The sequence below is a fragment of the Phenylobacterium sp. genome, assembly GCF_030651185.1.
Classification (GTDB): domain Bacteria; phylum Pseudomonadota; class Alphaproteobacteria; order Caulobacterales; family Caulobacteraceae; genus Phenylobacterium.
Map to the genome: position 1 here is coordinate 168,678 of NZ_JAUSCJ010000012.1, position 19,337 is coordinate 188,014.

16 protein-coding genes and 1 tRNA gene are annotated in these 19,337 nt (G+C 68.8%); 8 read left to right on the forward strand and 9 right to left on the reverse strand.

Features of this window, described 5'->3' with window-relative positions; genetic code table 11:
- Nucleotides 1-153 precede the first annotated feature (153 nt).
- Nucleotides 154-540, forward strand: a complete 387-nt coding sequence (hspQ, locus tag Q7J39_RS04895) for a heat shock protein HspQ (protein WP_293492923.1) — start codon at nucleotides 154-156, stop codon at nucleotides 538-540.
- Between the two features lie 111 nt (nucleotides 541-651).
- Nucleotides 652-1,509 carry a phenylalanine 4-monooxygenase gene (gene phhA / locus Q7J39_RS04900; protein ID WP_304821019.1) on the forward strand — a complete coding sequence of 286 codons (858 nt, stop codon included), beginning with the start codon at nucleotides 652-654 and terminating at the stop codon, nucleotides 1,507-1,509.
- Between the two features lie 48 nt (nucleotides 1,510-1,557).
- Here phhA and Q7J39_RS04905 read toward each other — a convergent pair whose 3' ends face one another.
- Together Q7J39_RS04905 and Q7J39_RS04910 are read right to left on the reverse strand one after the other, a co-directional pair.
- Nucleotides 1,558-5,739 carry a translocation/assembly module TamB domain-containing protein gene (locus tag Q7J39_RS04905; protein WP_304821021.1) on the reverse strand — a complete coding sequence of 1,394 codons (4,182 nt, stop codon included), beginning with the start codon at nucleotides 5,737-5,739 and terminating at the stop codon, nucleotides 1,558-1,560.
- A complete protein-coding gene (locus Q7J39_RS04910; protein ID WP_370689993.1) occupies nucleotides 5,736-7,526 on the reverse strand; it encodes an autotransporter assembly complex family protein in 1,791 nt (596 codons plus the stop codon). Before Q7J39_RS04910 ends, Q7J39_RS04905 begins: the two co-directional genes overlap by 4 nt.
- Before the next feature lie 294 nt (nucleotides 7,527-7,820).
- Here Q7J39_RS04910 and Q7J39_RS04915 point away from each other — a divergent pair, with 294 nt between their 5' ends.
- The 3 genes from Q7J39_RS04915 to Q7J39_RS04925 are packed head-to-tail and all read left to right on the forward strand — an operon-like array spanning nucleotide 7,821 to nucleotide 11,148.
- Nucleotides 7,821-9,233: a circularly permuted type 2 ATP-grasp protein gene (locus Q7J39_RS04915; RefSeq protein ID WP_370689996.1), complete on the forward strand. Its 1,413-nt coding sequence runs from the start codon at nucleotides 7,821-7,823 to the stop codon at nucleotides 9,231-9,233.
- Nucleotides 9,230-10,171: an alpha-E domain-containing protein gene (locus Q7J39_RS04920; RefSeq protein ID WP_304821023.1), complete on the forward strand. Its 942-nt coding sequence runs from the start codon at nucleotides 9,230-9,232 to the stop codon at nucleotides 10,169-10,171. Before Q7J39_RS04915 ends, Q7J39_RS04920 begins: the two co-directional genes overlap by 4 nt.
- Nucleotides 10,171-11,148, forward strand: coding sequence for a transglutaminase family protein (locus tag Q7J39_RS04925; RefSeq protein WP_304821024.1), 978 nt, complete (start codon nucleotides 10,171-10,173; stop codon nucleotides 11,146-11,148). The genes Q7J39_RS04920 and Q7J39_RS04925 overlap by 1 nt, the downstream gene beginning before the upstream one ends.
- Nucleotides 11,149-11,332: 184 nt before the next feature.
- Here the strand turns inward: Q7J39_RS04925 and Q7J39_RS04930 are convergent, their stop codons facing one another.
- From Q7J39_RS04930 to Q7J39_RS04945, 4 genes are all read right to left on the reverse strand, one after another.
- Nucleotides 11,333-12,367, reverse strand: a complete 1,035-nt coding sequence (locus Q7J39_RS04930; RefSeq protein WP_304821026.1) for a sulfate/molybdate ABC transporter ATP-binding protein — start codon at nucleotides 12,365-12,367, stop codon at nucleotides 11,333-11,335.
- 12 nt (nucleotides 12,368-12,379) lie between these two features.
- A complete protein-coding gene (cysW, locus tag Q7J39_RS04935; protein WP_304821028.1) occupies nucleotides 12,380-13,219 on the reverse strand; it encodes a sulfate ABC transporter permease subunit CysW in 840 nt (279 codons plus the stop codon).
- The gene (gene cysT / locus Q7J39_RS04940; RefSeq protein WP_304821030.1) at nucleotides 13,216-14,085 is read right to left on the reverse strand and encodes a sulfate ABC transporter permease subunit CysT; all 870 of its coding nucleotides are present in this window, start codon (nucleotides 14,083-14,085) and stop codon (nucleotides 13,216-13,218) included. The genes cysW and cysT overlap by 4 nt, the downstream gene beginning before the upstream one ends.
- A 207-nt stretch (nucleotides 14,086-14,292) precedes the next feature.
- Entirely contained in the window at nucleotides 14,293-14,727 is a 435-nt protein-coding gene (locus Q7J39_RS04945; protein ID WP_304821032.1) for an RcnB family protein, read from the reverse strand.
- Between the two features lie 194 nt (nucleotides 14,728-14,921).
- On the opposite strand from Q7J39_RS04945, the gene Q7J39_RS04950 reads away from it, so the two are divergent.
- Together Q7J39_RS04950 and Q7J39_RS04955 are read left to right on the forward strand one after the other, a co-directional pair.
- Nucleotides 14,922-14,996, forward strand: a tRNA-Lys gene (locus Q7J39_RS04950).
- Nucleotides 14,997-15,075: 79 nt separating this feature from the next.
- Nucleotides 15,076-15,663 carry a hypothetical protein gene (locus tag Q7J39_RS04955; protein WP_304821034.1) on the forward strand — a complete coding sequence of 196 codons (588 nt, stop codon included), beginning with the start codon at nucleotides 15,076-15,078 and terminating at the stop codon, nucleotides 15,661-15,663.
- Here the strand turns inward: Q7J39_RS04955 and tgt are convergent.
- The gene (tgt, locus tag Q7J39_RS04960) at nucleotides 15,660-16,772 is read right to left on the reverse strand and encodes a tRNA guanosine(34) transglycosylase Tgt (RefSeq protein WP_304821037.1); all 1,113 of its coding nucleotides are present in this window, start codon (nucleotides 16,770-16,772) and stop codon (nucleotides 15,660-15,662) included. The two genes, Q7J39_RS04955 and tgt, sit on opposite strands and share 4 nt — an antisense overlap.
- Nucleotides 16,769-17,839 carry a tRNA preQ1(34) S-adenosylmethionine ribosyltransferase-isomerase QueA gene (queA, locus tag Q7J39_RS04965; protein WP_304821038.1) on the reverse strand — a complete coding sequence of 357 codons (1,071 nt, stop codon included), beginning with the start codon at nucleotides 17,837-17,839 and terminating at the stop codon, nucleotides 16,769-16,771. The genes tgt and queA overlap by 4 nt, the downstream gene beginning before the upstream one ends.
- Nucleotides 17,840-17,903: 64 nt before the next feature.
- Here queA and Q7J39_RS04970 point away from each other — a divergent pair, with 64 nt between their 5' ends.
- Nucleotides 17,904-18,878, forward strand: coding sequence for an endonuclease/exonuclease/phosphatase family protein (locus Q7J39_RS04970; RefSeq protein WP_304821040.1), 975 nt, complete (start codon nucleotides 17,904-17,906; stop codon nucleotides 18,876-18,878).
- Here the strand turns inward: Q7J39_RS04970 and Q7J39_RS04975 are convergent.
- Complete coding sequence (locus Q7J39_RS04975) at nucleotides 18,875-19,327, reverse strand: hypothetical protein (RefSeq protein ID WP_304821042.1); 453 nt, start codon at nucleotides 19,325-19,327, stop codon at nucleotides 18,875-18,877. The genes Q7J39_RS04970 and Q7J39_RS04975 overlap by 4 nt on opposite strands.
- Between the last annotated feature and the right edge of the window lie 10 nt (nucleotides 19,328-19,337).

The window sequence follows — 19,337 nt, forward strand, 5'->3', positions numbered from 1 at the left end:
CAACCTTAAGTCCTTCGCAGACACCGGTACGGGCGCCTCGTTTCAAGGCGACTGTAGCAAGACCATTCGCCTGCCGGAAGGCGCGCTCTTGAACACGGGCGCGTGAGCGTTACGTTCACCTCCCAGTTAGGTACGACGGTGTAGATTCTGTTCATGGACGCTCGACTCGCAAAGCCAAACGCTGGCCACCTGCCCAACCCCGCGGCGATCGCGGACGTTCGGCTGGCCAAGTTCGCCATCGGCGATGTTGTGAAGCATCGCGTGTTCGCGTTCCGCGGCGTGATTTTCGACGTCGATCCCACCTTCGCCAATACCGAGGAGTGGTGGCAGTCGATCCCGGAGCATATCCGGCCCCGCAAGGACCAGCCGTTCTACCATCTGCTGGCCGAGAACGACGATAACTCCTACGTCGCCTATGTTTCCGAGCAGAACCTGCTGCCCGACGACAGCGGCGAGCCGGTGGGCCACCCGCAGGCGCCGCTGATCTTCGAATCCTTCGCCGAGGGCCACTACACGCTGCGGCCGCGCATCAGCCACTAAGGCACGGCGGGGGCGCTTTCGCGCCCCACGACGCAAGGTTTTCGCGGACGACCCCCGAAAAGCGGCGCAGTTCGAACGGAACTTCCAGTCGATTGGCTCCATTCTGGGGCCATGAGCGCTGACGGCCCGCCCCCAGGCACACGGTCCGACTGGACCATCGACCAGGACTGGCAGTCCTATACCCCGGCTGAGCACCAGGTCTGGATGACCCTCTATGAGCGGCAATCCAGGCTGTTGCCGGGCCGGGCCTGCGACGCCTTCCTGCACGGCCTGGACGCGCTCGATCTGCATCGCGGCGGCATTCCCGACTTCTCGCGGATCAACGCGGAACTGAACCGACTGACCGGCTGGAGCGTGGTCGCCGTCCCGGGCCTCGTGCCCGACGCGGTGTTCTTCGAACACCTGGCCAACCGCCGGTTCCCGGCCGGCCGGTTCATCCGCAGGCCCGCCCAACTCGACTACCTGCAGGAACCGGACATCTTCCACGACGTATTCGGCCACGTGCCGATGCTGACCGATCCGACCTTCGCCGACTATATGCAGGCCTACGGCGAGGGCGGCCTGCGCGCTCTGGACCGGGGCCAGCTGCACAACCTGGCGCGGCTCTACTGGTACACCGTCGAGTTCGGGCTGCTGGACACCCTGCAGGGCCTGCGGATCTACGGCGCGGGCATCGTCTCGTCGCACGCGGAGTCGCTCTTCGCCCTCGACGACCCCTCCCCCAACCGCCTGGGGTTCGATCTGGAGCGGGTGATGCGCACCCCCTACCGGATCGACGACTTCCAGCAGGTCTATTTCGTGATCCCGTCGCTGCAGGCCCTGCTGGACGCCACCCTGCAGGACTTCGAGGCGCTGTATGGGCGCTTGGCCCTGTCGGGTGACATTCCCATCGCGGCGATCGAGCCGGGGGATCAAGCGTTCACCCGGGGAACGCAGGCCTACGCGGCGGCCAAGGCTAAGATGGCATGATCGGCCCGGCCGCTGCGCTGCGGCCGGGATGACGGAGCGGGTTCCGCATCAGTAGTCCTTGCGCCACCGCACGGCCAGCTTGCCGTCCCCCTGGCTGGCGAGCTTGGAGATGATGGACAGGTTCTTGCGGACGCGCCACTCCACCTGGGCCGAGGGGCCTTCGCGGCCGCCGCCGGTCAATTCCAGATAGACGTCTTCGGTCAGATACTTGCCGCCAGAAATTGTCATGCCGCTTTCGCCGCCGCCGCCGACCGCCAGGCGATCGAGACCGGCGAAGGTCCGCAGGTTGCCGATGACGTCAAAGCCGCCACCGCCCGCCAGGGAGGAAAGCGCCGAGGCCAGTTGCGCGGCTTCGAGCGGCGACAGTTGCGACGCCGAGCGGCCAAACAGCACGTTCGACAGCACCTCGTCATTGGGCAGGGTGGGCGTCGAGGACAGGGTGATCTCGGGCTTGGCCGCCGTGCCGCGGATGCTGACCACAGCCGTCAGCGAGGGGTCATCGCGGGTGGCCGAGAGGCTGAGGCGGATGTCCCTGGGCGAGGTGGCCAGATAGACCACGCCACGCTCGTCGAACTCGAACCGCTTGCCGGCGAAGTCGTAGTCGCCGCGCACGACACGGGCCACCCCAGAGAGCACCGGCCGGTTGGTCGTCCCGCCGACATGGGCGTCAAGGGACAGCTCCACGTCCAGGCCACGCCCGCGCAGATAGATCCGACGCGGCGCCGTCAGGGTGACATCGAGATTCACGCTCAGCCCCTGCCGGGCGACGGCCTGCTGGGCGGCGCGCAGGTCGACCGGCTTGTTGACCTCGATCACGTCCATGGGGACGACGCCGGAGGGGGTGGGCGTGCGGGCCGAGACATCGGCGCGTTCCACCAGCAGTTTGCCCGCCAGGCGAACCTTCCCCGCGACATCGCGGTCCAGGGTGACCTGGCCGCTGGCCGCGGCGGTGGCCTGGTCGTTGTCGATCAGCCGGAAGCCGGTGAGGTCGAGCTTGAACGTGCTGACCCCATCCTGGCTGATCCGGCCGGAGCCCGTGGCCGAACCGCCGTGGCCGTCCGCGCCGGTGGCGCGGGTGACGTTGATCACATTGTCGGTCAGGGTGGCGCGCAGGATTACGTTGCGCAGGGTCAGGCCGGTGGCGCCGTCGGAGAACCGGCCGTCGTCCACCGAAGCCTCGCCCCGGGTCCGGACGTCGTTCAGCGTCCCGCCCAGGGTCCCATCCAGCCGCACGTGGCCTGCCAGCTCCCGCTCGCCGCCGACCAGCAGGTCCCAGAGCGGCTTGACCTCGCCGTCGGCGAAGACCCGGCCGCGGATGGGCTTCTGGCGGTTGATGGCGACGCGGAACGGGGCGGCCGAGGCCTCCGCCGGCAGGACCAGGTTGGCGGTGGCCTTCAGCCCGCCGGTGTTGGTGAAGTCGGCGTCGATGGTCATGCTGCTGTCGGCCAGGCGGGCTTTCAGCACCCCATCCAGGCCTTGGGAGACATCGGAGCCCTTGGCGCGGGCGTCGTCCAGTTTGGCGTCGAGGGTCCCGTCCAGGCGCGCGCCCTTGCCGGCCAGGTTGAGGTCGGCGTCGATCTTGCCGGTGAGGTCCTCGTTGAACAGGCCCAGACCCAGTTGACGCAGCTGGGCGCGGACTTGGGCGGTGTCGCCGACCAGACGGCCGTCCAGCTCGATCTCGCCGCCGTCGGACGCCGCCAGGCGCAGGCGTGCGCTGCGCTCCGGACCGCCGACCTTGATGACCGCGGTCTCCAGGGTGCGCAGGTCGCGGCTGCCATAGCGGCCCATGCCGTCGAAGGCGATCACGTAGCCGGGCTTGGCCCCGGTGATCACGCCCTTGCCGTTGAAGCCCCAGGGGCCGTTGCTCGACGCGCCCTTGACGTCGGCCGCATAGGGCAATCGGTCGAGGGGGCCGTCGGCGGTGACCCGGCCGGTGCTGACGGCGACGCGGGATCCCGGCAGGACGGCGTTCACGGCCCGCAGATCGAGGCTGGCGCGAGGGCCGCCCGAGGCGTCGATGATCTTCACGGCCCCGGTCACCTGACCCGCGGCCAGGAAGGCGCCCTTGGAGAGCGTAATCTTCAGGTCGGCGGACGACGGTGCGGACCGGCGCAAGGCCAGGGCGCCTGACGCCTTCAGGCCGCCGGCGTCGATGGCGACATCGCTCAGGTCGACGCCGCCCTGCGGGAAGCGGAAGGCGGCCTTGCCGACCGCCGGGCCGTAGGTACTGGTGGCGGCCAGGGTCACCAGACCGCTGGAGCCGTCGGGGCGGCGCATGAAGGTCAGGGTCATGTGCGCGGCCTCCAGCGGCAGGCGCGGCACGTCCAGGGCGTCGAAATCGGCCAGCAGGTCGGCGCGGGGTTCGCCGAGCGTGCCGGTGATCGCGCCGGAACCCCTGGCCTTGCCCGTGATCTCCACGGGGCCGGCGCGGAACGGGCCGTCGGCGGACCAGTCCAGCTTGAACTTCAAGGCGCCGTCTTCCAGCACCCCGGCGCTGGAGGCCTTCACGGCGGCCCCGTTGAGCACGGCGCTGGCCAGGGAGATCTTGCCGCTCTGGATATTGCCCTTGGCCGACAGGCTGGGGGCCGCGCCCAGCAGCCGGTCGAGTTCGGCAAAGCCGGAGGCGAACCCGGCGCCCTTGGCGTCGGCCGACAGGGTCCAGGGTTTGCCGGGGCCGCCTTGGGTGGCGCTCCAGGTGGCCGAGGCCGAGCCCTTGGCGCCGGTCCTGGCGGCCGCGAGGTTGGAAACCTCGGCGCGGCCCTTGAAGTTGAGGCCGCCGATCAGGCCCCGGCCGCCGCTGGCCTGGACCTTCAAGCCCGCGCCCGTCGCCTGCAGATCGCGCAGGGAGAGGCGTCCGTCGGCCAGCCGCTGGGCATCGAAGCTGACGCTGGGTTTGGCGCCGAGGATGGCGGCGAGCACGCCGGTCCCCTGCCCGCCCGCGCCGGTGGCCTGCCCCTTCACGCCCAGGAGGCCGGCCTTGCGGGTGAGCTGGACCGGGCCGCTGATCCGGTCCAGCCCGTAGGATCCGAGCTTCAGGCGATCCACCGCCACGGTCCCGACGAAACGGGCGTCGTCGGAGGTTCCGGTGAGGATGCCCGCTGCCCGGGCCGGCCCCATCTGCGGCCCACCGCTGATCTTGGACAGGTTGGGGGTGTCCAGGGTCAGGGCCAGGCCCTTCGGGCCGGTGCGGCGTTCGCCGAGATTGCCCTTGCCCCTGGCCACCGCGGTCAGGTTGGCCGACTGCACCCGCGCCGCGAGGTCGTAGAGACCGGGCTCAGCCTTGCGCCCGGTGACGACGAAAAGAGCCTGGGGTCCCAGGCGGCCCGACAGCTTGCGGGTCAGGGTCGAGGCGGTGAGGTCCAGGCGGCCGTTGGCCTGCCCGCCTTGCGGGGTCCAGGCGCCCTGGATCGCCAGCGGCTTTGCGGCGCCGGAGGTGGCCACGGCGGCGAGCTTGCCGTTGGACATCTGGCCGTCGGCGCGGGCCTTGAGGTCGAAGGCCTGGTCGGCGGGCAGCCCGGCGGCGCCCGCCAGGGCTCCGCCCCGAGCCTCGTGGACATCAGCCACCAGCAGCAGCGGCCGGGTCTTGCCCAGGTCGAACTGCAGGTTGAGGTGGTCGCCGGCATGGAGGACGCTGGCGGCGGAAATCCTGCCCCGCTGGCCCCGCCCACGCCGCTGAACGTCGAGGTTCCCGGTCACATCGTAGACACCCCGCCGGTAGCTGAAGGCCGGCGTCAGCTCCAGACGGGCCTTGATCAGGTCAATGTCGAAGGAGACCGGCAGGCCTCGGGACGTCTGCTTCGGCGTGAGCGTCGGCCGGCGCAGGATGGTGACCTGCTGGGCGGTGATCGCCTCGGCGTGCAGCCGACGCTGCAGGAGTTCGGCGTACCGCCATGAAATATCGAGGTTCCTGGCCTCAAGCCAGACGCCCTTCTCGTCGGAGATGGTCAGGCGGCGAACCGTGAAGTGTCGCCAGACGTCACCAGACAGACCCTCGACCTGCAGCTTGCCGAAGCGGCCGAGCTTGAGGCCGTTGGCGCGGGCCTCGATGAGCAGGCGGCCCTGCGGCAGCAGGACGCCGTAGCGGGTGGTGAGCAGGAGGCCCGAGAGCACGATGGCGATGATGGCGCAGGCCGCGACGATGGCCTTGGGCAGGCCGCGGCTCCTGGCGACCTTGACCACCGCCTCTTCCACCTCGTGGACCACCTCTTCGATGTCGGACGGGCCGCTCAAAAGCTCTGTCCGATGCTGAGATAGACCTGGAAGGGCGCGTCACCCTGACGCTTCTCCAGGGGAATGGCGATGTCGGCGCGGATCGGGCCGAAGCCCAGGTCGTAGCGCACCCCGATCCCGGCGCCGACGCTGATGTCCTTGCCGCTGGGGATCTGGTCGGAGCCGACCGAGCCGGCGTCCACGAAGGCCACCACGCCCCACCGCTTGCCGATCTTCTGGCGCAGCTCCACCGAGGCCTCAAACAGGGACAGTCCCCCCTGCGGGGTGTTGTCGGCCAGACGCGGTCCGATGGCCTGGTAAGCGTAGCCGCGCACCGAACCGCCGCCGCCGGAATAGAAGCGCCGAGAGGCCGGGACCTCCGGGATCAGGCCGCCGACGATGGAGCCCGCCTTCAGGCGCCCCGCCACGACGGTGCGGCCCTTCTCGTCGAAGGGGAAGTAGATCGACCCCTGCGACTGGGCCTTCAGATACGGCAGGGTGTCGGCGCCGACGATCATGGTCGGCTCCAGCCGCGCCTCCACCCGCCAGCCGCGCTTGGGATCGAGCGGGTCATCGGAGCGGTCGAGGGCCATGGCGCCCAGCACTGAGGCGGTCACCAGCTTGCGGCCCAGGGACGACAGGGTGATCGCCTGCCGCTCCTGGGTCTGGCTGTAGTCCAGGGAGGCGCCGAGCGTGACATAGGAGGTCTTGCCGAAGCGGCGCTCGACGTCGGCGCGGACACCGACGCCGGTCTCGTCATAGGCGTCGGTGTGCACACGGTAGAGGCCGGCCTGCCCCTTCAGCGTCTGCTGAGCGCGGCGCCAGTGCGGCAGGGTCAGATCGGCGCCCAGGCGGCTGTCCACCGTCGAGGCGCGGCCGTAATAGGAGAGCGTGTCGGCGCGACCCAGCACATTGTAGCGGGTCCAGCGGGCGTCGGCGCCGGCGCCTTCGCTGGTGGAATAGCTGGCGCCCAGCTCGATGGTGCGGCGCTTGCGGTCGGCGAGATTGACGATGACCGGGCGCAGCCCGCCGGCGCTCGCCTTCTCCTTGCCGGCCAGGGCGACGGTGACGCTGTCATAGACCCCGGTGTCCAGCAGCCGGCGCTCCAGCTCGCCCACGTCGTCCGGATCGTAGGGGTCACCGGCCTTCCAGGGCGCCAGGCGGCGCAGCCAGGCGGGGTTGGTGCGGCCGGGCGTCACCACCTCCAGGCCGTCCAGGCGCACGAGTTCGCCGGAGACGATCCGGAAGGTGGGGCGGACGCTGTGGTCGGCGTGGTCGACGATCACCTGGCGGTCGCTGCTGGTCACGTCGGCATAGCCGCGCTTCTGCACCGCCGCCACGATGCGCCCCTCGGCGCCCAGGACATCGGCCGCACGGCCCGCCTGACCATTGGCCAGGCCCACCACCGCTTCGCCGGCGATCTGCACGCCGGGCGCAGGCGCCGGCGCGATCCACTCGACCTCGGGGTTCTGAATCCGGAAGCGCTCGCCGGGCGTCACCTTGACCACCGGCCGGGCGGGTTCGGTCTCGGTGACCTGCGCCTCGACGGCGTTGGCGTAGTAGCCCTCCGACCGCAGGACGGCGATGGCGTCCTCGGCGGCCTCACGGGCGCGACGGCGGGCTTCGAAGCGGTTCTCGATCGGCTTGTCGGTTTCGCCCACCGCGTTGGTGATGGCGGCGCGCAGGCTCGAGCTCAGCTCGCCCTCCACGGCAGCCTTCGGCGCCGCAGCGTGAGCGGAACCAGCCGCCCCTTGGGCGCAAAGCGCCGCTGAGGCGGCGACGGCGAAGACCAGTCGTCCCAAGGTCAAGAATCCCTGCCGTCCCCACCTGCGGGTCTATCGCGGGTCGCCTCCTCTTGTCACCCCGCGGGACACGCGCAAGGTGCTTTCAACTTCAGCAGAAGCCTGCCCAAATAGTGAGCAGCGACAATCGCCACCCCCGCCGATTCCGAAAAGCCGCCCGTTCGGCCGGGCCGCTCCCTAGGGTCGGAACCAAGGTGAAGCAGAAGGATTGTTGCAAAGGTGGAGTGGGGCGTGGCGACGGCGAAGAGATCGGACACCAGCGCCATTGAGACCTCGGACGGGGCGATCCCCTACGACGAGATGCTCACGCTCGCCGGTGAGGTCCGCTCCCACTACACGGGGCTGGATGAGCGCATCGCCACCCTGGCGTCCGCGGACATGGCTGAGCGCCAGCGGACCCTGGAGCGGTTCTTCCTCCTGCAGGGCATCACCTTCACCGTCTACGGAGCCGAGAGCTCCACCGAACGGATCATCCCCACCGACCTGCTGCCGCGCATCATCCCGGCCGAGGAATGGGCGACCATCGAGAAGGGCCTGACCCAGCGCCTGCGCGCGCTGAACATGTTCCTGGCCGACATCTACGGCGAGCAGCAGATCCTGATGGACGGGGTCGTGCCGCGCGAACTGGTGCTGATGGCGCCGTCCTATCGCCGCGAGATGCAGAACCTCTATGTGCCGCATCAGGCCTACGCCAATGTCTGCGGCTCGGACCTGATCCGCCAGCCGGACGGGGCTTTCGCGGTGCTGGAGGACAATCTGCGGGTGCCCTCGGGGGTCTCCTACATGCTGGCCAACCGCGAGGCCTCCAAGCGGACCTTCCCCGGCACCTTCCGCGCGTCGAACGTGCGCGCCATCGACCGCTATCCCGACCTGCTGCTCTCGACCCTGAAGGGCATGGCGGCCGACTGGCGGCCCAATCCCCAGGTCGTGGTGTTGACGCCGGGCGTCTACAACTCGGCCTATTACGAGCACGCCTACCTGGCCCGCCTGATGGGCTGCCCGCTCGTGGAGGGTCGCGACCTCGTGGTCCATGACAACATGGTCTACATGCGAACCACCACCGGCCTGCGCCGGATCGACGTGATCTATCGCCGGGTGGACGACGACTTCATCGACCCCCTCACCTTCCGCCGGGATTCCGGGCTTGGGGTGGCCGGCCTGTTCAACGCCTACCGGGCCGGCAATGTGGTGATCTGCAACGCGCCGGGCACCGGGGTCGCCGACGACAAGGCGGTCTATGCCTATGTCCCGGAGATCATCAAATACTACCTGGGCGAGGAGGCCATCCTGCCCAATATCGAGACCTTCCTCTGCCGCGAACCGGCTCAGCTCAGCCATGTCCTGTCCAACCTCGACAAGCTGGTGGTCAAGGCGGTGGGCGCCTCGGGCGGCTACGGCATGCTGATCGGGCCGCACGCCAGCGCCAAGGAGCGCAGCGAGTTCGCCGACGCCCTGCGCGCCGACCCGGCCAACTACATCGCCCAGCCCACCATCCAGCTCTCCACCGCGCCCTGCCTGATCGACGGCGAGATCGATCCGCGCCATGTGGACCTGCGGCCCTTCATCCTGTCGGGCGAGAAGATCACCGTGACGCCGGGCGCCCTGACCCGCGTGGCCCTGAAGAAGGGCTCGCTGGTGGTGAACTCCAGCCAGGGCGGCGGTTCCAAGGATACCTGGATCCTGGCCGGCGAGACCGAGGAGCCCCAGCCATGATGCTCGCCCGCGTCGCCGACAGCCTCTACTGGATGGGTCGCTATGTGGAGCGCGCCGAGCACATGTGCCGGCTGTCGGACGTCATGCTCAACGCCACCCTGGATCGCAGCGACGCCGCCACGCAGGTCGCGCGCATCGTGCTCGCCGCCGTGGGCGACAACGATTCGGGCAAGGCCAGGAGCCCCTATGACGCCGCCCGCTCCCTCGCCCTGGATCGCGGGGACGGCGGTTCCATCACCGCCTCCCTGTCCCGGGCCCGCGAGAACGCCCGTCAGGTGCGCGACCAGATCACCACCGAGACCTGGGAGCGGCTGAACCTCATCTATCTGCGGGTCACCGGTCCCGGCGCGGCCAAGGCCTTCGATGACGGCTCCTCGGCCTTCCTGCACGACATCATCGCCGATCTGCACCTGTTCCGCGGCGCGGCCGACGCCACCATGAGCCACGGCGAGGGCTGGCGGTTCCTGATGCTGGGCATGTACCTGGAGCGGGCTCAGTTGAACGGCCGGCTGCTGGAGGTGTTCTTCGGCGACGCCCGCAAACGCCCGATCACCGACCACTTCGCGCTCACCAGCCTGCTGCGGATGAGCTGCGCACTGGAGCCCTATCTGCGGCGCTACACCGCCGACGTGCGGCCCGAGCTGATCCTGGAATTCCTGATGTTCGACGAGGACTTCCCCCGCTCCATCCGGTTCTCCACCGCGCGCATCGAGGAACACCTATCGGCCGCCAGCCGCTATGTGGACGCCGCCCACGCCGGGCCCGAGCGCCTCGCCGGCCGCCTGAAGGCGCGCCTGCAGTATGCCGACGTGGAAAACATCGAACTGGGCGGCGCCGGGGCGCTGCTCACCACCGTGCTGGACGAATGCGCGGCGATCCACACGGCGATCTACGACACCTTCGTCGCCTATTCCCTCGAGATGAGGTTGCCGGCCTGATGCTTTTGGAAGTCCGCCACGTCACCCAGTACCACTACGCCGCCGACGTGCGCGAAAGCGTCATGGAACTGTGGATGCAGCCCCAGAAGGGCGCGCGCCAGCGGCTGGTGAGCTTCGAGCTGGAGCTGGATCCGCCGGCGCAGCTGTTCTCGTACGCCGACGCCTTCGGCAACGCCGTCTATCACTTCGACGTGCCGCAGCCGCACGACCGGCTGAACATCCTGGCGCGTTCGGCGGTGGAGACCCAACCCGCCAATCCCCTGCCCAACGCGCTGGACCTGGGGGAATGGGACCGGTTGAAGAGCGACTTCGTCCGCGGCGAAAACTTCGATTTCCTGCACCACCATGGCTTCGCGGTGGAGACCCAGGCCCTGAAGACCTTCGTGGCCGAGGCCGGCATCGACCAGCTGCGGGTGCGCGATCCGCTCAGCGCCGTGCGCGAACTGTCGACCATCATTTACCAGTCCTTCGGCTATGAGGCGGGCGTCACCGACGCCGAGAGTCCCATCGACCTGGCGCTCAACGCAAAGCGCGGGGTGTGCCAGGACTTCGCCCACATCATGATCGCCATCTGCCGGTCCTGGGGCATCCCGGCGCGCTACGTGTCAGGCTATCTGTTCACCGACCGCAAGGGCGGCGACCGCTCCGATCCCGACGCCACCCACGCCTGGGTCGAGGTCTTCCTGCCCAGCCTGCGCTGGGTGGGGCTGGACCCCACCAACAATGTGGAGGCCGGCGAGCGCCACATCGCCGCCGCCGTCGGCCGCGACTACAACGACGTGCCGCCGTCGCGGGGGGTCTACAAGGGCGAGGCCGAGAGCCAGCTGGCGGTGGGCGTATCGGTGCGCCGCGCCAAGGCGGCCCTGACCGAACCGGAATTCATCCGGGTGGCCCAGCCGTCCTTCAGCCGCGCCGGCCGTCGGCGCGGCCCGCCCGGCTCCCTGCAATATGACCAGCAGCAGCAACAGCAGCAGTAACGGCTAGAGCGGGCGAAACAGCGTCAATCCGAGCAGGAAGGCGCCCACCACGATAAAGCCGACTTCCACGAGCACCGCGCGCTCCGGCGAGGTCCGCAGGGTCATCAGAAATCGAAGAAGATTTTCCATGCGCGGCATAACGCCGCCAATTGGTGAATCTCTAGTTAAAGTTGAACAGCTCTCATTACGCGCTAAAGACGTATGCCTTCTGGGCGGTCAGACCGAGCTTGTCGCCGCGCCTCAGGCCTTCGGCGGAGTTGCGCTCGAAGGCCGCCTCGATGCGTTGGCCACCTGGGGTCTTACCCTCGATCCGGGCCACGGGTCCCTGCACGTTTATGCGATCGGTGGTGATGAAGAAGCTTTCCTCGCCGGCCGGGGCGCGGATCAGGTCGTGGGGGCGGACGAAGGCCACGGCGGCGCCGTCGGCGGCTCCCTGGGCCGGGAGAGCGATCTCGCCGCCCTGGAAGTGGCCCGCCTTGACCGAACCTTCCAGGCGATTGGCCTCGCCGACGAAGCCCGCGACGAACGCGCCAACCGGACTGTCGTGAACCTCCTGGGGCGTCCCCACCTGTTCGATGACGCCGTGATTGAGGATCGCCACGCGGTCGGCGAGTTCCAGGGCCTCTTCCTGGTCGTGGGTGACGAAGATGGTGGTGACACCGGTGGCGTCGTGGATGCGGCGCAGTTCCTTGCGCAAGGACTTGCGCACCGTGGCGTCCAGGGCGCCGAACGGCTCGTCCAGCAGCAGGACACTGGGACTGACGGCCAGCGCGCGGGCCAGCGCCACGCGCTGTCGCTGGCCGCCGGAGAGCTGGGCCGGATAGCGTTTTCCCAGGCCCGGCAATTCGACGAGGTTCAGCAGGTCGTCGACCCGCTTGTCGATCTCGGCCTTGGGCGGCTTGGCCGCCCCCTTCCGAACGTCCAGGCCAAAGGCGATGTTCTTGGCCAGCGTCATGTGACGGAACAGGGCGTACTGCTGGAAGACGAAGCCGACCTGGCGCGCGGCGGCGCTGGCATAGGTCATGTCCTGGTCGTTGAACAGGATCTGGCCCTTCTCCGGGAACTCCAGGCCGGCGATGGCGCGCAGCAGGGTGGTCTTGCCTGATCCTGAGGGCCCCAGGAGGGCCAGCAGTTCGCCGTCGGCGATCTCCAGGCTGACGCCGTTGAGGGCCGGGTAGCGGCCGAAGGTCTTCTCCACCGAGCGGATGGAAATCGTCATGGGGTCTCTTGGTCAGTGACGGGCCGGCCGCGACTGCGGCTGAGCCATCTCGAGCAGGGTCTTCAGGGCAAGGGTGACGATGGCCAGGAAGCACAGAAGGGCGGCGACGGCGAAGGCGCCGACGAAGTCATACTCGTTGTAGAGGATCTCCACATGCAACGGCATGGTGTTGGTCAGACCGCGGATGTGGCCCGAGACCACCGAGACCGCGCCGAACTCGCCCATCGCGCGCGCATTGCAGAGCAGGACGCCATAGAGCAGGCCCCAGCGGATATTGGGCGCCGTGACGCTCCAGAAGGTGCGCAGGCCCGACGCGCCCAGCGACACCGCGGCCTCCTCCTCGTCCACCCCCTGCTCCTGCATCAGCGGGATCAGTTCACGCGCGATGAAGGGGAAGGTGACGAAGATGGTCGCCAGGATGATGCCAGGGATCGCGAAGATGATCTTGATGTCGTGGTCGATCAGCCAGTCGCCGAACCAGCCCTGGGCGCCGAACACCATGACGTAGATCAGGCCCGCCACCACAGGCGACACCGAGAACGGCAGGTCGATCAGGGTGATCAGGAAGCTCTTGCCCGGGAAGTTGTGCTTGGCCACGGCCCAGGCGGCGCAGACGCCGAAGACGGCGTTGAAGGGCACGGTGACGGCCGCGGTGATCAAGGTCAGCTTGATAGCGGCCAGGGCGTCGGGATTCTGGATCGCCGCCTTGGCCGGCTCCCAGCCCTTGCGCAGGGCCTCGTAGAAGACCGAGATCATGGGCAGCAGCAGGATGAAAGCCAGGAACAGGGCCATGACAGCCAGGATCAGGGCCTTGACCCAGGGGGCGTCCTCGGTGGCGTGACGGGGGCTCATGCGGAGCGCTTTCTGGCCCAGGCCTGCATGGCGTTGATGACGAACAGCATCAGGAACGAGGCGGCCAGCATCACCACCGCGATGGTCGCGGCGCCGGCATAGTCGTACTGCTCCAGCTCGATGATGATCAGCAGGGGCGCGATCTCGGACCTGTAGGGCATGTTTCCGGCGATGAAGATCACCGAGCCGTACTCCCCGATGCCGCGGGCGAAGGCCAGCGCGAAGCCGGTCAGCCAGGCCGGCGCCAAGGCCGGCAGGATGACCCGGATGATGGTGTCGAGGCGGTTCGCGCCCAGGCTGGCGGCGGCCTCCTCGACGTCGGCCGACAGATCACGCATCACCGGCTCGACGGTGCGGACCACGAAGGGCAGGCCGATGAAGGTCAGGGCCACGACGACGCCGAGCGGGGTAAAGGCGATCTTCCAGCCCAGGGGGGCGACCAGGGACCCCACCCAGCCGTTCTCGGCATAGAGGGCGGCCAGGGCGATGCCGGCCACGGCGGTCGGCAGGGCGAAGGGCAGGTCGATGAGGGCGTTGATCACCCCCTTGCCGGGAAACTCATAGCGAACCAGGGCCCAGGCGGTGACCAAGCCGAAGACTCCGTTGATCACGGCGGCGATGAAGGCCGCCCCGAAGGACAGGCGATAGGCGGCCAGGGCGCGCGCGTTGAAGGCGGCGTCCAGGAAGTCGGGGAAGCTCTGCTGGGTGGCCTTCAGGCCGACCGACAGCATCGGGATCAGCACGATGATGGACAATAGGGCGATGGTCACGCCCAGGCTTAGCGCGAACCCCGGGATCGCCGACCGGCGCCGGACAAACGGCCGGCGGGGCACGGCAGGCGCCGTCGTCAGGGCTTTGGCGGTCATGTCGCGCTCGGAGCCTCGGGATCACAAGGGCGCCGGACGCAGATTCAACTGCCGCATGGCGATGGGTGTGACTTAATTCCCAGTTACCCGATCGACAATATAGAATTTCTAAGGCCGACTCCTGAAAGCCTGACCGACGCCCACGAGAAAGCCCCGCCCTCGGCAAAGAGGACGGGGCTCCCGACACCTACTAGGTGGGCTTGAAGCCTAGCGGCCGTATCCGTTGCTCAAGACCTGAACGATCAGGCCGGTGGCGATCGCGGCCAGCACGTAATCGTTGTCGGCGCGGACCCAGCGATGGCCGCGGGGCGGGGCGCGCAGGCCGTAGCGACCGTAGTCGTTCACGTAGTAGTTCGAGCTGCGATAGTGGCTGGGCAGACGCTCGCCGCGACGCCAGGCGTGGCCGCCGTGGCGGCGTTGCTCGCCGTAACCGTAGCCATGGCCCCGGCGATCGTCGCGACGGTCGTAGCGGTTGTCGCGGCGGTCATCCCGGCGGTCGTCATAGCGGTCGTCGTAGCGGTCGTTCTGGTAGCCTTGCTGATACTGGCCCTGATAGTCGCGCTGATACTGCGCCGGCTGAGCCATGGCGGCCGTGCCGCCCAGCAGGGAAAGAGCGAGAGCGGCGGCGATTGCGCGTTTCATGCGTGTCCTTTCGAGGAGCTTCGAACCGGCTGGCTCTCCGCGTTGTCCCCAAGATGCGACTCAGCCCCTGAACCCGTTTTGAACAGCTTTGGTCATCTCCCGTTCATCATGGCGGCGAGCACGGCTTGCTCACCGCAGGGACGCGCCCTATGGTCCGCGCCGCTTCGCTCGGCGCGCTTTTGCTCGCCGCGCAAGGGCCGGTAGCTCAGTGGTAGAGCATTCGACTTTTAATCGAATGGTCGTGGGTTCGACCCCCACCCGGCCTACCAACATATCGCTGCATATGTTGGACACCCTCCCGGCCGCCCGGGCTTTTCAATCCGAACCTCCAAGCTCTACTATTGCGGCATGCGCCCTGCCCTCCTCATCCTTCCGGTCCTGACCCTGCTGGCGGCCTGCACCACGGCGCCGGCTGACGGCTCGCCGGAGATTCAGACGCGCTCGGCGGCCAACCGCGAGAGCGTGCAGGGCGCGGTGGCCTCGCCCCTGCGCGACGTCAATGTGCTGCGGACCAAGATTCCCCAGGTTCTGCTGGACGCCATGGCCGATCCCTACGCCCTGCCGGTCCCAGCCACCTGCACGCGGATCACCGCCCTGATCCTGCCGTTGAACGGGGCGCTGGGCGCTGACCTGGACGAGCCGCCGGTGAACGAGGACGATCTGATGGTGCGCGGCCGAGGCGCGGCGCTGGGGGCGGTGGCGGGCGCCGCCTCGGACCTCATTCCGTTCCGGGGTTGGGTCCGCAAGCTATCGGGCGCCGAGCGGCACGACAGCTTGGTCTCGGCGGCCATCGGCGCCGGCGCGGTGCGGCGGGCCTATCTGAAGGGCCTGGGAGAATCCCGCGGTTGCCACCTGCCGGCCCGGCCGTCTCACGATCTGGTGGACCGGCAAGAGCCCCTGCCCGAAACCCTCAAGCCCCGCTACCCGATCCGCTAAGCGGCTTGCCGGCTCTTGAAGTCCCGGCGGAACTGTTCGAACCGGCCTTCGGAGATCGCCGCGCGCATCTGCCCCGTCAGGGCCTGGAAGAAGGCGATGTTGTGCCAGGAGAGCAGGACCTGGCCGAGAATCTCCTCGGACTTCACCAGGTGGTGCAGATAGGCCTTGGAATAGTGGCTCGAGGCCGGACAGGCGATGGTCTCGTCCAAGGGCGTGTCGTCCTCGGCGAAGCGGGCGTTCTTCAGATTGAGAGACCCTTCCCACGTCCAGGCCTGGCCATGGCGGCCTGAGCGGGTGGGCAGGACGCAATCGAACATGTCGACGCCGCGGGCGACGGCCTCCACCAGGTCGATGGGCTTGCCCACCCCCATCAGGTAGCGCGGCCGGTCGGCGGGCAGCATGGACGGCGCATAGTCCAGCACCTCGCACATCGCCTCGTGCCCCTCGCCCACCGCCAGGCCGCCGAGGGCGTAGCCGTCGAAGCCGGTCTCGATGAGACGTTCAGCCGATTCCTTGCGCAGATGCTCGAAGGTGGAGCCCTGCTGGATGCCGAACAGGGCCTGGCGGTCGCGCGCGCCGAAGGCGGCCTTGGACCGTTGGCCCCAGCGCGCCGACAGCAGCATGGCCTCCCGCGCGCGGTTCTCCTCCGCCGGCCAGGCGACGCACTCGTCCAGCTGCATGACGATGTCGGAGCCCAGCAGATCAGCCTGGATCTCGATGGAGCGTTCGGGGGTCAGCACATGCTTGGAGCCGTCGATGTGGCTCTGGAAGGCCACCGACTGTTCGGTGACCTTGGCGATCTTCGAGAGGCTCATCACCTGGAAGCCGCCGCTATCGGTGAGGATGGGTTTGTCCCAGCGCATGAAGTTGTGCAGGCCGCCCAGCCGCGCCACCCGCTCGCCGCCCGGCCGCAGCATCAGGTGATAGGTGTTGCCCAGGATGATGTCGGCGCCGGTCGAGGCCACCTGATCCACCGTCAGCGCCTTCACCGTGGCCGCCGTGCCCACCGGCATGAAGGCCGGGGTGCGGATGTCGCCGCGGGCGGTCTTCAGCACGCCGGTGCGGGCCTTGCCGTCCGTGGCGGTGATCTCGAAGGGGAAGGCGCTCAAGGGTTGGCCCTCCAGAGCAGGCTAGCGTCGCCATAGGAATAGAACCGGTAGCCCGTGGCGATGGCGTGGGCGTAGGCGGCGCGCATGGTGTCGTGGCCCGCGAAGGCGCAGACCAGCATGAACAGGGTCGACTTGGGCAGGTGGAAGTTGGTCATCAGGCCGTCCACCGCGCGGAATCGGTAGCCCGGGGTGATGAAGATGGCGGTCTCGGCGGCGAAGGGGCGGACGACACCATCCTCCCCCGTCGCGCTTTCCAGCAACCGCAGCGAGGTGGTGCCAACGCAGACGATGCGGCCGCCGGCGGCCCGGGCGGCGTTGAGGCGGGCGGCGGTTTCCTCCGTCACTTCACCGTACTCGGCATGCATCCTGTGATCGGCCAGGTCGTCGGTCTTCACCGGCAGAAAGGTCCCGGCGCCGACGTGGAGGGTGACGAACGCGATGCCGACACCCCTGGCCTGCAGCCGCGCCATCAGCTCCGGCGTGAAGTGCAGTCCCGCGGTCGGCGCGGCCACCGAGCCGTCGTCACGGGCGTAGACGGTCTGGTAGTCGGCGCGATCCTGGGCGTCCTCCGCCCGCTTGGCGGCGATATAGGGCGGCAGGGGCATGGCGCCGCGCTCGGCGATGGCGGCGTCGAGATCAGGGCCCATCAGGTCGAAGGACAGGGTCAGCTCGCCGCCCTCCCCTTTCTCGGTGATGGTGGCGTCCAGCACCCCCAGCAGGCAGGCGCGGTCGTTGGTCTCGCCGAAGGCGACGCGGTCGCCCACCGCAAGGCGCTTGCCGGGCTTCATGAAGGCCGTCCAGCGGCTGGGGGACAGACGCCGATGCAGGGTGGCCTCGCAGGCCTGCAGGTTTTCGTTCCGGTATCGCGTCCCCTTCAGGCGTGCATTGATCACCCGGGTGTCGTTCAGCACCAGGACATCGCCGGCCCGAAGCTGGTCGGGCAGGTCGGACACCGCGAGGTCAGTCAGCGGCGCCACCAACAGCATCCGAGCGGAATCCCGGGGGCTGACCGGTCGCAGGGCGATGTTGGCGTCGGGCAGATGGAAGTCGAAGTCGGCGAGTTGCATGGCGAGGCGTGAAGGCCACGCGCGCCGCCACGCGTCAAGCGGCAGACCATGCTAGAGGCCGGACATGGGACTGTTTCGAATCGCCACCTCAGGCCTGCTGGCCGTGTTGATGTTCGCCGGGGGCCTGGTTTGCGCGGTTGCGTCTCTGATCGCGCAAGGCGGCCGGATCTCGGCCCGGGCTGACATCCTGGCCCATTTCGCGCCCTTCTGGCTGGCCGGCGCGGTGGTGGTGGTGGCCTATGCCCTGTTGCTGGCGCCGAGGGCGCTGCGGACCGTTTTTCTGACGGTGGGCGGGGTCGGGGTGATCGCCGCGAGCGCCCTGATCCTGCCCGAACTCAGCCGGCCGATGAGCCCGCGGGGGCCGGCCGACGCACCCGAACAATTGAAGCTGGTCCAGTTCAATGTCTGGGGCCGCAACGCCGATCTGGGCGACACCGCGCAGTGGATCGTGGCGCAGGACGCCGACATCGTGGTGATCGAGGAGGCTTCGCCGGCCATCCGCGACGCCATACTCGAGCGCCGGGCCTACCATGTGGTCTGCGGCGACTGCCAGGTGATGATCTTCAGCAAGTTGAAGCCGCTGGACAGCGGTGCGCCGGCGTCGCTTCCGGGCCTGCCACGGCCGCCCATCGCGCGGGGGACCTATCGCAACGCCGGCGGGACCTTCGTGGTGCTGGGCGCCCACTACACTTGGCCGACCCAAGGCTCGATCCAGCAGCAGCAGGGGCTGCGCCTGGCCTGGGCGCTGGACCACTATCCGAAGGACGCCATGATCCTGACCGGCGACTTCAACTCCACCCCGTGGTCCTTCTCGCGCCGTCGCGAGGATAAGCTGTTTGGGCTGGAGCGCCGGACCAAGGCGTTGTTCACGTGGCCAGCGGGGCCATTCTCCAGCCACGGCGTCAAGGTCCCCTTCCCCTTCCTGCCGATCGACCACGTCTATGCCGGCAAGGATTGGCGGACCGTCAGCGTGAAGCGCGGACCCGGTCTGGGCTCGGACCACTATCCGGTGATCGTCACCTTGGCGCGGGTTCCCTAGAGGGCGCGGCGAGCCTTGGCCAGGGCCCGCCCAGCGACGTCACGGTCAGTCTCGTAGCGTACCACCTCCTCGGCCTCGCGGGTTTCGAGGGCGGCGCGTTGGCGCGCGAGGTCGGCGGTCGCCTCGTCATGGGCGGCCTCAATATCGGCCAGAGCCCGCTCAGCTTCCTCCACCTTGCGCAGAGCCGCCTTGGAAGGCCCCCTGGGCTTGGGCGCCTTGGGCAGGGCCGCCGGCAGGGTGTGGCTCTTGGCGGGCCGGCGCAGCACTTCGCCGGGCTTGGCGAGCGCGGCCGCCGCCAGCTCCGGATCGTCGGTCTCGTAGGCCGCGCCGTTGGCGAAGAGGTCCTGGTGGGCCTCCCAGGCGGCCAGGGCCTTGGGCCGCGACGAGGCCGCCACGACGTAGTCGGCCAGGCCGTCGGAGGTGACGAAGACCTTGAGCTTGGCGGCCATCTCGGCTCCC

Bases quoted from the DNA above. Each gene is read 5' to 3' on its own strand.
- hspQ (WP_293492923.1), top strand. From the start codon at position 154: ATGGACGCTCGACTCGCAAAGCCAAACGCTGGCCACCTGCCCAACCCC.
- phhA (WP_304821019.1), top strand. From the start codon at position 652: ATGAGCGCTGACGGCCCGCCCCCAGGCACACGGTCCGACTGGACCATC.
- Q7J39_RS04915 (WP_370689996.1), top strand. From the start codon at position 7,821: ATGCTCACGCTCGCCGGTGAGGTCCGCTCCCACTACACGGGGCTGGAT.
- Q7J39_RS04920 (WP_304821023.1), top strand. From the start codon at position 9,230: ATGATGCTCGCCCGCGTCGCCGACAGCCTCTACTGGATGGGTCGCTAT.
- Q7J39_RS04925 (WP_304821024.1), top strand. From the start codon at position 10,171: ATGCTTTTGGAAGTCCGCCACGTCACCCAGTACCACTACGCCGCCGAC.
- Q7J39_RS04930 (WP_304821026.1), bottom strand. From the start codon at position 12,367: ATGACGATTTCCATCCGCTCGGTGGAGAAGACCTTCGGCCGCTACCCG.
- cysW (WP_304821028.1), bottom strand. From the start codon at position 13,219: ATGAGCCCCCGTCACGCCACCGAGGACGCCCCCTGGGTCAAGGCCCTG.
- cysT (WP_304821030.1), bottom strand. From the start codon at position 14,085: ATGACCGCCAAAGCCCTGACGACGGCGCCTGCCGTGCCCCGCCGGCCG.
- Q7J39_RS04945 (WP_304821032.1), bottom strand. From the start codon at position 14,727: ATGAAACGCGCAATCGCCGCCGCTCTCGCTCTTTCCCTGCTGGGCGGC.
- Q7J39_RS04955 (WP_304821034.1), top strand. From the start codon at position 15,076: ATGCGCCCTGCCCTCCTCATCCTTCCGGTCCTGACCCTGCTGGCGGCC.
- queA (WP_304821038.1), bottom strand. From the start codon at position 17,839: ATGCAACTCGCCGACTTCGACTTCCATCTGCCCGACGCCAACATCGCC.
- Q7J39_RS04970 (WP_304821040.1), top strand. From the start codon at position 17,904: ATGGGACTGTTTCGAATCGCCACCTCAGGCCTGCTGGCCGTGTTGATG.
- Q7J39_RS04975 (WP_304821042.1), bottom strand. From the start codon at position 19,327: ATGGCCGCCAAGCTCAAGGTCTTCGTCACCTCCGACGGCCTGGCCGAC.